At 37.5% G+C, this 14,280-nt stretch carries 9 protein-coding genes; 3 read left to right on the plus strand and 6 right to left on the minus strand.

Annotated elements, in window-relative coordinates; all coding sequences use genetic code 11:
- Positions 1-12: 12 nt before the first annotated feature.
- From AC6H0V_RS18155 to AC6H0V_RS18180, 6 genes are all read right to left on the minus strand, one after another.
- Entirely contained in the window at positions 13-3,024 is a 3,012-nt protein-coding gene (locus AC6H0V_RS18155; protein ID WP_497561621.1) for a SusC/RagA family TonB-linked outer membrane protein, read from the minus strand.
- A 254-nt stretch (positions 3,025-3,278) separates the two neighbouring features.
- Positions 3,279-6,176 (minus strand): ligand-binding sensor domain-containing protein, encoded by a 2,898-nt coding sequence (locus AC6H0V_RS18160; RefSeq protein ID WP_497561622.1) that lies wholly within the window; start codon positions 6,174-6,176, stop codon positions 3,279-3,281.
- A 74-nt stretch (positions 6,177-6,250) separates the two neighbouring features.
- Positions 6,251-6,622 (minus strand): DMT family protein, encoded by a 372-nt coding sequence (locus AC6H0V_RS18165; protein ID WP_497561623.1) that lies wholly within the window; start codon positions 6,620-6,622, stop codon positions 6,251-6,253.
- Positions 6,623-6,638: 16 nt separating this feature from the next.
- Positions 6,639-7,130, minus strand: a complete 492-nt coding sequence (locus AC6H0V_RS18170) for an ORF6N domain-containing protein (protein WP_497561624.1) — start codon at positions 7,128-7,130, stop codon at positions 6,639-6,641.
- Positions 7,131-7,256: 126 nt separating this feature from the next.
- Positions 7,257-8,189, minus strand: coding sequence for an oxygen-dependent tRNA uridine(34) hydroxylase TrhO (gene trhO, locus AC6H0V_RS18175; protein WP_497563396.1), 933 nt, complete (start codon positions 8,187-8,189; stop codon positions 7,257-7,259).
- A gap of 150 nt (positions 8,190-8,339) precedes the next feature.
- Entirely contained in the window at positions 8,340-10,793 is a 2,454-nt protein-coding gene (locus AC6H0V_RS18180) for a DUF5686 and carboxypeptidase regulatory-like domain-containing protein (protein WP_497561625.1), read from the minus strand.
- Between the two features lie 127 nt (positions 10,794-10,920).
- Here AC6H0V_RS18180 and kbl point away from each other — a divergent pair, with 127 nt between their 5' ends.
- From kbl to pheS, 3 genes are all read left to right on the plus strand, one after another.
- Positions 10,921-12,108: a glycine C-acetyltransferase gene (kbl, locus tag AC6H0V_RS18185; protein ID WP_497561626.1), complete on the plus strand. Its 1,188-nt coding sequence runs from the start codon at positions 10,921-10,923 to the stop codon at positions 12,106-12,108.
- Positions 12,109-12,123: 15 nt separating this feature from the next.
- The gene (locus AC6H0V_RS18190; RefSeq protein ID WP_497561627.1) at positions 12,124-13,074 is read left to right on the plus strand and encodes an alpha/beta fold hydrolase; all 951 of its coding nucleotides are present in this window, start codon (positions 12,124-12,126) and stop codon (positions 13,072-13,074) included.
- A 125-nt stretch (positions 13,075-13,199) separates the two neighbouring features.
- Positions 13,200-14,240, plus strand: coding sequence for a phenylalanine--tRNA ligase subunit alpha (gene pheS / locus AC6H0V_RS18195; RefSeq protein ID WP_497561628.1), 1,041 nt, complete (start codon positions 13,200-13,202; stop codon positions 14,238-14,240).
- Positions 14,241-14,280 lie beyond the last annotated feature (40 nt).

The following is a 14,280-nucleotide window of genomic DNA, read 5'->3' on the forward strand; positions in this document are numbered from 1 at the left end:
AAATGATTTCGCTTAGAAAGTTACGTTTAAACCGAAAGAATAGACTGACGGAACAGGATAAAGCCCGTTATCGGCACCACTGCCCGTAATATTTCCGATTTGAGGCTCAGGAGTATAACCACTAACTTTGCTCCAGGTTTTAACATTTTGCCCACTTACAAACACTCTTAGTTTCTGAATGCCCACTTTGCCTAATGTATTAGCGCCAAAGGTGTAACCTAACTGTACATTACGCAAACGGAAGTAGTCGCCATCTTCTAAATAATACGTGCTAAACAATAAGTTGTTTCCACGAGAATCAATAATTGGTTCAACATTCGATGTACCGGGGCCAGTCCATGCATTTAATCTATTGCTTTCGTAATTTAATACCGCAAAATTTGCTGTACGACGTTGAACATAGATTTTGTTTCCAGCAGAACCCTGACCTTCTATAGTAGCATCAAAACCTTTATATCCCAATGATACACTTAGTCCGTAAGCATAAGGAGGGAAAGGGGTTCCCAAGTAAGTTCTGTCGAGCGGACTAATGATCCCATCACCATTTATATCTGCATACGAGATATCACCTGGTAACGAAGTAGAAAGGTGAGGGATTCTATCCAGGTCTGCTGTTGATTGATAAATACCAGTTTGCTTATATCCATAGAAATAACCAATAGAGCTACCTGTTTCCGTAACGTTTACTCCGCCATTTCCTAAAATTTGGAAATTGGTTGCATTACCTAATGAGTTAACAATATTTTTATTGTAACTGAAGTTTGCATTTACGTTATAGGTTAAGTTATCTCCAATTTTATCATTCCAACCAATTGAAGTTTCAACTCCTTTATTGGTGATTTTACCCAAATTGGTAAAGTAGGCAAGTGTGGTATTTGGTAAAGTGAAACTGGTTAAAATACCATCTGTGCTTTTGTTATAATACCCAAGTTCAACGCTCAGGCGGTTTCTTAAAGCTTTTACGTCCATACCTAGATCAAAGCCTTGAACAATTTCAAAGTGTAGGTTGGGATCAGGAATATACGAGTTTTGAACGGCAGTGTAGATGTTATCTCCAAAAATTGCTGTGGCAGCACTCGATAGGGTTTGTTGATATAAATTTGGATCAACTCCATTTGAGTTCCCTAATCTTCCCCAAGCTGCACGAAACTTTAAGAAATCAATGCCCTTGATGTTATCTCTAAAGAAATCTTCATCACTCGCTACCCATCCTAAACCAACACTTCCGAATGTACCCCATCTGTTTTCTGGAGCAAACCTAGAGCTTCCATCTCTACGGATAGTGGCATTTAATAGGTATTTATTTTTGAAGCTATAACTGATCCGTCCAAACACACCTGCGTTTGACTCTTCGCTACCACCGCCACCGTTAAAGGTTGGATTGTTTGCGTTGATTACGTTGAGATACCAAAGGTTTTGGTCAAACGGCACGTTCAAGGTAGTATCTCTTCTCGATCCACTCAAGCTTGTGCTCGATTGGTATACAGATGTGAAACCAACGAGTGCGGTAAGGCTATGATCCTTTATTACCTTGTTGTAGCTTAACGTATGGTCTTGCTGATATTTACGGCCTTCAAAGGTATTTTGACTTACTGTAGTTCTTGCTGTGTTATCAAAAAAAGTATTTGTTGCGGTTGTTCCTTCGCCCAGATTTATTACTGCATAAGGAAGTGGTTGATAGCTCCTCGCGTTGTTAAAACCTAAATCTGTGTACACAGTAGACCTTAATGTAAAGTCTTTTAAGAATTTAATCTCAGCAAATAAAGACCCACTAATTCTATAACCTCTGTTAAGGGAGGTATTATTAGCCTGATCAACGATTAGCACAGGATTAGCCACCTGCGCACGTTGAAATGAAGGCATGGTATAATACAAACCTGAAGGACTCCTGATTGGAACAATTGGAGCCGCATAAATACCTGAATTGGAGGCGCCGCTAGGCTCCTGTCTCCAATGGAAACCGGTTAAATTTGCCCCAACTTTAATTTTGTCTGTAATATTGATTTCTTCGTTTAGACGAGCAATGAATTTTTTATAATTGTTATATTTAATTACCCCGTCCTGATTATTGTAACCAATGTTAACCAATGTTGTGCTTTTTTCATTATTGTTTGAAATATTGAGCGAGTTGGTATTGATGATGGCATCACGAAGAAGCTCTTTTTGCCAATTGGTATCACCTGTATAATTGGTATAATCAAATGGTGCAGCACCAGCATTTGCCAGGGCAGCAGAGTAAAGTTTCTTGAAGCCAGCAGCATCGGTAACATCAATTAGATCATTTACACGCTGAAAACCTGTTGTTGTTTGAAAATTAACTCGGGTTTTACCTCTTGCAGCAACTTTTGTAGTAATTGCAATTACACCATTGGCGCCTCTTAAACCATAAATCGCAGTTGACGACGCATCCCGTAGTAAATCAATGGTTTCGATATCGGAAGGATTTAGGTAGTCGATATTGTCTTGCAACAAGCCGTCAACCACATAAAGTGGATTGGCATCCTTTGTACTCGCGATACCGCGGATACGTACCGTAGGACTAGATCCCGGCTGCCCAGTATTGGAAACCGTTAATCCCGGCACCTTTCCTTGTAAGGCTGCAATCGGATTGGTAACTGAGATTTTTTCAATATCAGTACCACTAACACTTGTGATTGATCCCGTTAGATCTCTTTTTTTCTGAGTTCCGTAACCAACAACAACTACCTGTTGTAAATCGCTAGAAGACGGAACTAATGTAACATTTATTGTTTGTTGCCCATTAACAACAACTTCTTTAGTTAAATACCCAACATAGGTAAATACTAACGTACCAGAGCTTGGCACACTTATGGAATAATTTCCACTTACGTCTGTTTGAGTCATATTCTGAGTGCCCTTGATCACTACGTTTACGGATGGTACGGGCAAACCGGTTTCATCTTTAACTACACCCTTAACTGTAACATTTTGGGCCGAAGCAACGTTTAATAAAAGCAAACAAAGGAAGGTTAAAACAGAAAATTTTGTAAAGATTTTTTTCATACTGTTACACATATTTGTTTAATTGATTACTCTAATTTTCTGTTTTATATCGGAATCTGCAAGTTAATTTACCTATACATTAATACATCATTGGCTATGTATGTACTTTCTCATTATGATCAAGAAGATGGTTATATGGCCCAAAAATGAGGTTTATGATAGGATAACATAAAAATTACAAGTACTACAAGCCTTCCGGGCTGGAGTTGTTTTAATAGTTCAGAAAAAGGGTTATGAGTGGTAATGATGTAGTGCTAAAGTTCCATTAAAAACTCTACGAGGTTTTTATCATGAGGAACATCTAACTTTTTACGCAAACGATAGCGTCGTATTTCTACGCCCCTAAGTGATATATTCAGCAGTGATGCCATTTCTTTACTGCTCATGTTCATGTGTAGATAAGCACATAACTTAAGGTCGTTCGGTACAAGATCTGGATGGTTGGATTTCAACTTTTTAAAGAAACTCTCATGCGCTTCATTGAAACTGCTTTCAAATAAATTCCAGTCCCGCTCATCATTCATCCCGTCATCAATAACTTTTTGGATTTTTCTAAGTTGGTCTTCAGAAAGCTTTTTACCATTTTCATCCTTCAATTTGGTCATCTCTTCACTTAGTTTTTGGAGAAGCTCATTTTTATAGACCAAACTCATCGCCGAATTAGCCAATTCCCTGTTTTTGCCTGCAAGCTCAGCCTGAAGCTTTTCGGTTTGGATTTTAATGATTTGCTTTTCAGTGGCCTCAGCTTCTTTTTTAAGGAACTGCTCTTTTTCAGCTTGTAACTTTTGCGTAATAGACTGTTGGTCTCTACTTAATTTAGCCTCGTAAATTCTTTTTCCAGCAATTAGAGAAACGACACCAACAAGAGTATAAAAAGCGATGGCCCAATTGCTCCCGTACCATGGAGGCAAAATTACAAAGTCGAATTCGGTTATCCCGCTACTGGTTTCTTCATTTATTTTAGCCCTAACTTTAAAGGTATAACTTCCTCTACTTAAGTTCGTAAAATCCTTTTGTGTTGCCGAACTCCAATCAGACCATTGCTTTGAATAACCCTCCAAATAATATTGGAACTTAGTCTTGGACTGACGATAATAAGGAAGGGAGAACGAAATCCGCAAATTATTTCTGCTATACGGGATTTCAATGGCTTCTCCCTTGTTTCCGTTCTCAGTTAACGTAAAATATTTATCTGTAATATCTTCTGTTTTTCGGATAAGTACCGACGGAAGCTTTAATTTCTCTTTAATGCCTTCGATATTAGTTGTGTTGTAGATTACAAAACCATCATCAACACTAATAAGGTATATCTTATTACTAATTTGACTAATGTTTTCATAGTACTGTACCATTCGGCCGTCTAAAATGCTAAACCTGCTCGAGTCGATACTAATTTTGCCTGGTTCAATTAAGTTTACTAAACTCATTTTGCCATGGTTTATAAACCAATATTTCTTCAATCCGGCATTAATAATCTTGTTTGACGCATAAAAACTACCCAAGTGCTTATTTAATGCATCGTATTTGCTAAAGCGGTTGCTGATTTCATCGTATACTAAGAAGCCGGAATCCGAGGAAAAGACTATTTTGTTCTCGAGGTTAAAAATGTTGATGTTATAATTACCCGGGAGCCCATTCTTTTCGTCGTAATATTTAATATTGGTGGCTCTTTTAAGATCGGCACTTAAGGTGATTTTATATAATCCCTTATACGCATGGCTGATCCAGATATCACCTTTTGAATCCTGCTCAACATACCTGGATGGGGCGTTAAAATCCGCAACTTTGTGACTAAATTTCCATCTCCCATTGGCATCTTTGGCAAAAATAACTAGTCCGGTATATGTTCCCTGAATTAAAAAATTAGGATTTAGCCTTTTTATGGTCCACCCTCCATTTATATCAGATATTTTTTCCATCCTATCACCGATAATATTAAATGTGCCTTCGTTATGTCCACATATTAATTGGTTATCGATTTCATTTAATTCCCACACTTGTCCCTGAGAATTAGGAATTAGCTTAAAATCAAAAGAATTGTACAGATTCCCGTTTTCTGGTAACCAAGGACTAGCAAATAACCCTTGATTTGTGCCGAGATAGATTTTATTTTTTACAATCAAACTCGAATAAACAGTACCAAATCGACCGGCTTTATCGAAATAAAAATAAAGTGGCGAATTTAGCTCTATCCGATCAATTCCATTATCTAATCCTGCCCAAAGGTTCTGTTCATTATCTGCATAGAGACTTAAGATAGTATTATTTTGCAGGCCACTGGATTTATTTATTCGTTGTACCACATTTCCGTTTTCATCGATAATAATTAATCCATTTAAAATGGTGCCATAAGCATAGTAACGGTTTAAGATCTTTACCCCATTGTTAAGCTGAAATGTTTTTAGAAAGGAATTTGCCCCACTCGCCATTGGCGTAAAGGCTTTGCCATCATATATAAAAAGACCATTTTTGCTAGTACCAATAATGAAACTATTGTTTTTGTAAGGGAGGATAGACAAAACACCAGTGTTGCCTAGAATTTCACTTCCACTAAGCGGAATTAGATTTTTATCCTGAAGTTCAAATAAACCTTGTCCCAATACCTCGGCAAATAATCTTTTTCCTACTTGATGGAGAAACAGAAAAGGATGCGGGGCCTTAACAACGCTTATTTTTTTGTTATCATAGATGTATATGGTAGAAAAAGACTGAAAAATAACTTTATTCCCCAGGATGTATATTTTCCAGATTTCATCCGTAATCTGATAGGGTTTAGGTATAAGTTTAACTAACGAAGAATAGGTTAGCCGTTTATTTTGATAAGACCAGTAACCAAATTCTCCAAAACTCCCTGTAAAAATCTCTCCATTTGGCCCTGTGGCAACAGAACGAACAATCTGCCTGTTAGGCATCTTATACTGTTGCCAATATTTACCATCAAATACAAGCAGTCCTTCGGCGTTACCGAAATACATCAAGCCATTTTTATCTTTCGCTATAGACCAATTTTGATTACCGGATAAATAAGATGATTTGGGGTAGTTCTGGACGTAGGGTACACCAATGCTCTGAATATCACTTGCAAATAGCTTTACAGGAATAATCAGCAATACTAAGCAGAATAGAAAATGGGTTACCGTATTGTATTTCATGAACAGAATAGCACTTCCGACCAAAGTTTGTGCAAAATAATTATTTAAGAACGATATAAAGCTAAAAGAGAGTTTTATTTCTTGATGAATGCAAAAAATACAGCCAATAAAATGAGCGCAAAGGCAACCATATGATTCCATGCAATTTTTTCTGTCTTGAAAAACACGATGGAAAAAATTAGGAATACAGCTATTGAAATGGCTTCCTGGGTAACTTTCAATTGCATTAAACTAAATGGGCCTCCATTTTCTTTAAAACCATACTTATTTGCTGGAACCTGGAAAATGTATTCGAATAACGCAATCCCCCAGCTAATGGCTATGATAGAAACCAGGCCTAAACTTTTGCTCCACTCCATATCCTTAAATTTTAAATGGCCATACCAGGCCAATGTCATGAAAGTATTAGAGATTAAAAGGAATATCACGGTTAAAAATGCTCTCATACTACTATATGTTAATTTATATCCAACGGTTTTGTTCATATCCTAAATGTTCTTTTTTCATTAGAAAAGATAAGACTTCATTTATGTCATCAAATTTTTGATCAAATTTTTCCTCCAGTGCCTTAAGTTTGTCAGTTAATTCTTGGTGTGAAAGTGCATATTGTCTTATTAATACAAATGCTCTCATGATCCCAATATTTACTTCAATTGCCTTTTTACTTTTTAGCACACTCGACAGCATTGCAACTCCTTGTTCTGTAAATGCATAGGGTCTTGAAGGACTGAATTTTGCAGTTACAGGTAGCTTGTCACAATTTGTGATAAGCTCATTCCATTCGGCTCTTGATAACTGAAACATAAAATCTTCTGGGAAACGATCGATATTTCTATTAACAGCTTGCTTTAAAGACCTTGTTTCTGTTTCATATAATTCCGAAAGATCAAAATCTAACATTACATTTTGATTTCTCACTTCATAGATTTTTCTTTTTAGAGTTTGTAATTCCATATCAATAAATTTCTATCTAGGGATAAAAACAAATTACAATTTCTATTAGAAAAACAGGAATAACTTTTTAAAGTTTACCTTGGGCCTAATGCAATTTGCGGTAGGCTTAATTTAATGAGCTTGTAGTTAAACTTTCAAAACATGTTGAGGCACTTTCACATAGTAACCCGACCCGTCATAGGGGCGTTTGCGCGGGTGCGTGGTACATTGTGCAGAACAGCATCCCTGCAATTGATCGCCACATTCATCACACTGTGTAAAATGCTCATTGCATTCCGGATTTGCACAGTTGATCATTTTTGATGTGGTTGCTCCGCAGTTAAGGCATTTGGAGACAAGAGTAGGATTCACTGTATTCACATCAACTGCTATTCGATTGTCGAACACATAACATTTACCTTCAAAATCTTTGCCCCCAGCTTCTTTACCATATTTGATAATACCTCCATGTAATTGATAAACATCAGTAAACCCATGATGCAATAGCAATGCACTTGCTTTTTCGCATTTGATGCCACCTGTGCAGTAGGTCATTACTTTTTTGTCTTTGTATTTGGCCAGAGCATTGATCTGATCTGGGAAATCACGAAAATTCTCTATATCCAGCGTAACGGCATTTTTAAACTTCCCTAAATTATGTTCATAATTAGAGCGTACATCCAAAACCACCACATCATCACGATCAAGCATTTCGCTAAATTCTGATGGCTCTAAATATTTGCCGGTTTTTTCATTCGGATTAATAATACTGGTATCGCGTAAGCCCGAATGCACAATTTCAGCTTTGTATCGGCAATGCATCTTTATAAATGAGGGTTCTGCAACATCGTCAACCTTGAAATCAGTTTTAGCAAAGCGATGGTCCGACTTTATATGGGCCATGTATGCCTCACACGCGGCCTTTGTTCCTGAAACTGTTCCGTTCAGGCCTTCTTCGGCAACGATTATGCGGCCCACTAATCCTAAAGATTTACAGAAAATTAAATGTTCTTCAGCAAATTGAGCTGCATCCGCTATTGGAGAATAGCAGTAATAAAGTAATGTTTGATAGGTCATAATTCATTGATACCGTTGCAAACGGCGTTTAATGCAACGCAAAGATAGAAAAAAGAGCTGAAGAAAAAAGAACTGAGGTAGAAGTATAAAGAAGAATTATTGCCCAGCTAAACACTTAGGTTTCTGCTTTGCACTTTAGCTTTATGCTTAACCTTAGAATCCATATGCAATCCTAAATCCCTGTTCTACTTTTTCACTTCCATTGAAAGCAAAGCCATAGCTTACGCTGAACACTAAACGTTGTAGGCCGAAGAAATATTCAGTGTAATTTTTCTTTGCAGGCTGTGTAAGGTAATTTACGCCAACAAACTCTTCTAATTTCGCCTTGCGCAAAAGCGGAATTTTATTGGTTAAAAATCCTGCAAAATTATGTTCGAAATGAGCTTCCAAATACTGCCTATCCGTGCTGTACTGATAAAAATCAAGATACCTGAACTTTCTAAGGTTTGGCGGAAATACGGTTGAATTATTTCCCCTAAAATGTTTGCTTTCTGGATAGAAGACCGTATTATTATTTAAGAATTTACCGGCGCCCACCACAAATGACATATACCCCAATAAGCCAACACTAATCTTTTCTTGATAGATTTCTAGGGCCAATAGGTCATAATCTACATCACTGTTAAAAATATCTTTAACTCCCTTTCTATACCCTAACTGAAAACGCGGGTATTTCGATTCCTCATAGAATTTACCATCAGGCCTAGTAATGTATTTCTGGCCGATGGTATAAGCCAAAGATGCCGAAACTGTTAGTGCACGATACGTAGGAAACAATGGAATTTCGGTATTTGGACTAAACGGATTGTTCGATGTAAATTCTCTATCATCAATATCCCTAATCCTATAATGATTTGTATTCACCAACGTTTCATTTTTACTGTAATCGATAGCAACAGTAGCTTGAAGTCCATCAGCAAGTTCCCTGCTAGAATTAATGTTTATAAATTGCTTTTTGTAAAATTTAGATAGATTTCTTTCGAAAAGCAGCGAATTGATAGAATTAGAAAGCAAGCTCATCGAGCCATATCGATTTAAATCAACAATATCACTCCCAAAACTACCACCAATGCTTGCCCTTTTTAAAGGGTCATAATAGTAATTTCCGCTTAGGTTAGCCGAGAAAATATGGTTAGAGAAACCGTACCTTGCCTCTGGCCTGATGGTATAAAATTTACGATCTTCCAATCCTTTACGATAGGTTATGCCATATTTTATACCCATACCCTCAACCGTGTTGTAATACACAGATCTTATGATCGGATCAAAATAAAAGCTTTTTTTCTCGTATCTCTTGTTCAATCGATAACCTGTTAAAAAAAGTTTAACGAGGCCAAATTCATTGCTCTCGCGTTCCATCGAATCCAAATAATGTTTTGAGGTTTTACGCAGAGCGATGCTATCCTTCCTTTTATAATCATAGCGCTCTTCTTCTGTAAGGGGAATGGGGCGGTTGTTCATCCAGTACAGCGAATCTTTCTTGTTAACCGATTTGGTAACTTTTAGGATTTCGGCAGTGAAGAAATTCTTTGAAAAATTAGGATGAATATCATAGTTGCTATAAACGCCTACAAAATAACCTTCAAATTTAAACCCGAATACTTTCCCGTTAAATTCAAACTTTGTAGTTGAGGGCATATACACATTTTCGGTTTTAATAAATTGTTGACCGATAGTTAAGGTATCCAGTAGATTGATGCCAGCATCTTTAGTTAAATAAAGATTAATTCCAACCAGTCGCCAGCTATCTTCTGAAATATAAACTATTCCCCTAAAAACAGGATCACTTTTTCTCCGAGGAAATACTTCGATTTTGTTAATAGTTACTCCATTTTCAACTATTGTGCCTAAGAGCTTATAATTATAATAGAAAAGCGCATTTTCGGCAATCGGGGATACAAAGCTTCTTGAGCTAAGTCCTGATCCCTCTAGCATTAAATTTTCGTAAAAGTTAATGGTAAGGTCTGATGCCTTGTTCCAGCTAAAACTATTGTTCCTGCCCGAAACTTTTGACGACACCATTTCTTCATGAATCTGATTAGGTCTTTTAAAACTAAAATTTGAAGTTGATTCAGACAAATAGATAATTCCCTTTCTGTTCGTATCTAAATCAAGCGTTTTCTGAATATCCCTACCAAAGAATTTTTTAGGGGCACTAACAAGTTTTTGAAGTCCTTTGATATAAACATGGCTGCTATACGCATCAACCTCTGTTAAGTGCTTAACTCTATTTTTTATCGCCTGTCTTATGATTTCGAACGCAGGATCCTCCGCATTCGGCCTAATTACTACGTTATTTAGGGTATAGCTCTCAGTAGCAAGTTCTTGATTAACAACCATGTTGTCGACCACATTTATCTCGCGTTCTTTAACTTTATAGCCAATCGCCGTGTAAATTAAGGTTATCTTGCCTTTATCTACAGTTAACTTATAGGAACCATCTACATTGGCAGATACGCCTTTAGTTGTGTTTTTGATATAAATTGAGGCAAAAGGGATGATTTCACCTGAGTTATCGGTAATTTTTCCACTAATCTGATATTGCTGGGCAGTTACTGTGCCTATAATTACAAAAAATAGAAATAGCGAAATGGAAAATTTCTTCATAGGAGATTTAAAGATATAAATATCGATTAAGTTCTTTTAGTTAACGCAAATAAGGTGTTAAAGTTTGTTAATATATTATATTTGTAGATTGGTATTAAAGACCAAAGGTTGCATCAAAAAAATAAATATGTATAAAACCCTACAGCCAGTACTACAAAAAGAACTCGAAGAAATAGAAAACGCAGGATTATTTAAGCGCGAAAGAATCATTACTACGCCACAGGGCGCCGATATTAAGGTGAGTTCTGGTGCTGAAGTGGTTAATTTTTGCGCAAACAATTACTTAGGGCTTTCTTCGCATCCAAAAGTAATCGAAGCTGCTAAAAAAGCGATTGATGATTATGGATATGGCATGTCATCAGTTCGTTTTATTTGTGGTACCCAAAATGTCCATAAAGAATTGGAAGCTAAGATTTCTGAATTTCTGGGCACTGAAGATACCATTCTGTATGCGGCGGCTTTTGATGCAAATGGTGGGGTTTTTGAACCGTTGTTTAATGCTGAAGATGCAATTATCTCTGATGAGTTAAATCATGCCTCCATTATAGACGGTGTTAGACTTTGTAAAGCACAAAGATTTCGGTACAAAAATGCCGACATGGCCGATTTAGAGCAACAATTAATAGCTGCAAAAGATTGTCGCCATAGAATTATAGTTACTGATGGTGCATTTTCTATGGACGGTTCTGTTGCCCCATTGGATCAGATTTGCGATCTCGCTGATAAATACGAGGCCTTAGTAATGATCGATGAATCGCATTGCTCAGGGTTTATCGGCAAAACAGGCAGGGGTACCCACGAACATTTTGGTGTAATGGATCGTATTGATATCATTACGGGCACTTTAGGAAAGGCATTAGGTGGTGCGTCCGGCGGATTTACTTCCGGGAAAAAGGAAATTGTAGATATGCTTCGTCAAAGATCTAGGCCTTATTTGTTCTCCAATACCCTGGCCCCATCAATTGCAGGCGCTTCTGTGGCGGTTTTAGATATGTTGAGCGGAACTACCGAACTTAGAGATAAATTAGAACGTAACACCAAATATTTCCGCGAAAAAATGACGGAGGCGGGATTTGATATCAAACCCGGTTTCCACCCAATTGTGCCAGTGATGTTGTACGATGCTAAAATTGCACAAACATTTGCTGCTAAAATGCTTGAAGAAGGAATTTATGTAATCGGATTTTTCTATCCTGTGGTGGCACAAGGCAAAGCCCGGATTAGGGTTCAACTTTCCGCAGCACACGAACAACATCACTTAGATAAAGCTATTGCCGCATTTACTAAAGTGGGTAAAGAATTAGGAGTAATATAGTTCAAATAAGAGATAATGATAAAAACGCGCCAAAGGCATCCCTTTGGGAGAAGGATTATGGGTGTTGGATTGATGATTTTATTATTCTTTTCAACCTGCCGGAAAGAGGTAACCCCTTCTTATCAAACTGCTGCAAATGCCCAAACGTTCACGGATGTAAGTTATGGTAGCGATCCTAAGCAAAAAATGGATGTGTACCTGCCCGCCAACCGTACTTCCAACACAAATGTCATCATTTTTATACATGGTGGTACTTTTATTGGTGGAGATAAAAGTGAATATAATGCCCAGGCCCGCTATTTGGCTGCAAGTGGTTACGCTGTATTAAACGTAAATTATAGATTGGTTAATTCAACTGGGTTGGCGGATAACCCTCCGTTGCACCTAGTTAGTGCGGTTAAAGTTAAAGATCAGGTTTCAGATATCAGTGCAGTAGTAGATTATGCTATTGCTAACGCTAAATCTTGGGTGATCAGCAGTAAAAGGATCGGTATTGCGGGGCATAGCGCCGGCGCAACACTAGCCTTATTATATGGTTACGACAGTAGGAATGATCATAAAATACAAGTTATAGGCAATATTGCAGGGTCATTAGACCTAACATTTACGGATATTCCAAACTATCAGCTTTTGCCAACCAGCCTGTTAGAATCAGGATACCGTTATACTGGCTTTCAGGTTGATCCTATCAATGAGCAAAATTATAAGGATATTAGCCCATTTTATGTTGCAAATGCTACCAGATTAATCCCAACAATTAACGTATTTCCAGAAAATAATACTAGCATAGGATTGCCGAAACAGGATATTGCTACGTTAAATAAGTTTATCGGGAGATTAAATGACCTTCACATCCCGCAACGATTTGTTTTTGTGGATGGAGCAGATCATTCCTTATCAGGGAGCAAAGAATGGCAGTTCGCTCTCAATGAAACAGTTACTTTTTTTAATGAAAATATAAAATAGCCTTCAAATATAGCTGCCATATTTTCGCGTTCGTTAGTCCATTTTCTTGTCATAAAGATGATTAGGGATAATATTTGAACTCACTAGTATTAAAATATTTATACTAATTGCTGTATATTTGTCAGATGTTACAAGACCAGATTATACAGTACACGGCAGAAATCAATTCATTTGATACTACAAGTGCCGAAGAACTGGAACAATTTCGTATCCGCTTTTTAGGTACCAAAGGGATTATTAAAGATATCTTTGATGAATTTAAGGCAGTTTCTCCCGAAGAAAAAAGGACTTTAGGTAAAGTATTAAATGAGTTTAAGCAATTGGCGGAAGCCAAATATCAGCTATTAAACGAAAGTATTTCAGACTCGGGACTAAAGACTGAGGACTCACGACTTGATTTAACTTTGCCAGGTGAAGGCTTTGAAATCGGAGCCCGTCATCCCTTGGCATTAGTAAGAAGGGAAATTATCGAAATCTTTAATAAACTTGGTTTTAGCGTAGCTGAAGGTCCCGAGATTGAAGACGATTGGCACAATTTTTCAGCCTTAAATTTTCCTGAAGAACATCCGGCTCGAGATATGCAGGATACATTCTTTATAAAAAAAGGAGGCGAAAAAGGCGACATCGCATTACGTACGCACACCTCGTCGGTACAAGTGAGGATGATGGAAGCCGGACAGCCACCTTTTAGGGCCTTAATGCCTGGTAGGGTGTACCGAAATGAAGCTATCTCTGCTAGGGCACATTGTTTTTTCCATCAGGTTGAAGGGTTGTATGTGGATGAAAATGTATCATTTGCAGATCTAAAACAGACCTTATTCTATTTCGTTCAAGAACTATATGGAGAGGGAACAAAAGTACGTTTCCGCCCGTCGTACTTTCCTTTTACGGAGCCATCGGCAGAGATGGATATCTCGTGCACCATTTGCAAGGGCGATGGTTGCCAGATGTGTAAATACAGCGGATGGGTAGAGATTTTGGGCTGTGGGATGGTAGATCCAAACGTGTTAGAGAATTGTGGTATTGATAGTAAAAAATACAGTGGTTTTGCTTTCGGGATGGGTATCGAACGGATTGCCAACCTTAAATTTGAAATCAAGGATCTGCGCCTTTTCTCAGAAAACGACGTGCGTTTCTTAAAACAATATAAAACAGCAATTATCTAAATGAAACCATCATGAGCATACCATTTACCAAAGAACCACT

The sequence above is a fragment of the Pedobacter sp. NO84 genome (assembly GCF_059703915.1).

Bases quoted from the DNA above. Each gene is read 5' to 3' on its own strand.
- kbl (WP_497561626.1), top strand. From the start codon at position 10,921: ATGTATAAAACCCTACAGCCAGTACTACAAAAAGAACTCGAAGAAATA.
- pheS (WP_497561628.1), top strand. From the start codon at position 13,200: ATGTTACAAGACCAGATTATACAGTACACGGCAGAAATCAATTCATTT.
- AC6H0V_RS18180 (WP_497561625.1), bottom strand. From the start codon at position 10,793: ATGAAGAAATTTTCCATTTCGCTATTTCTATTTTTTGTAATTATAGGC.
- AC6H0V_RS18160 (WP_497561622.1), bottom strand. From the start codon at position 6,176: ATGAAATACAATACGGTAACCCATTTTCTATTCTGCTTAGTATTGCTG.
- AC6H0V_RS18155 (WP_497561621.1), bottom strand. From the start codon at position 3,024: ATGAAAAAAATCTTTACAAAATTTTCTGTTTTAACCTTCCTTTGTTTG.
- AC6H0V_RS18170 (WP_497561624.1), bottom strand. From the start codon at position 7,130: ATGGAATTACAAACTCTAAAAAGAAAAATCTATGAAGTGAGAAATCAA.
- AC6H0V_RS18190 (WP_497561627.1), top strand. From the start codon at position 12,124: ATGATAAAAACGCGCCAAAGGCATCCCTTTGGGAGAAGGATTATGGGT.
- AC6H0V_RS18165 (WP_497561623.1), bottom strand. From the start codon at position 6,622: ATGAGAGCATTTTTAACCGTGATATTCCTTTTAATCTCTAATACTTTC.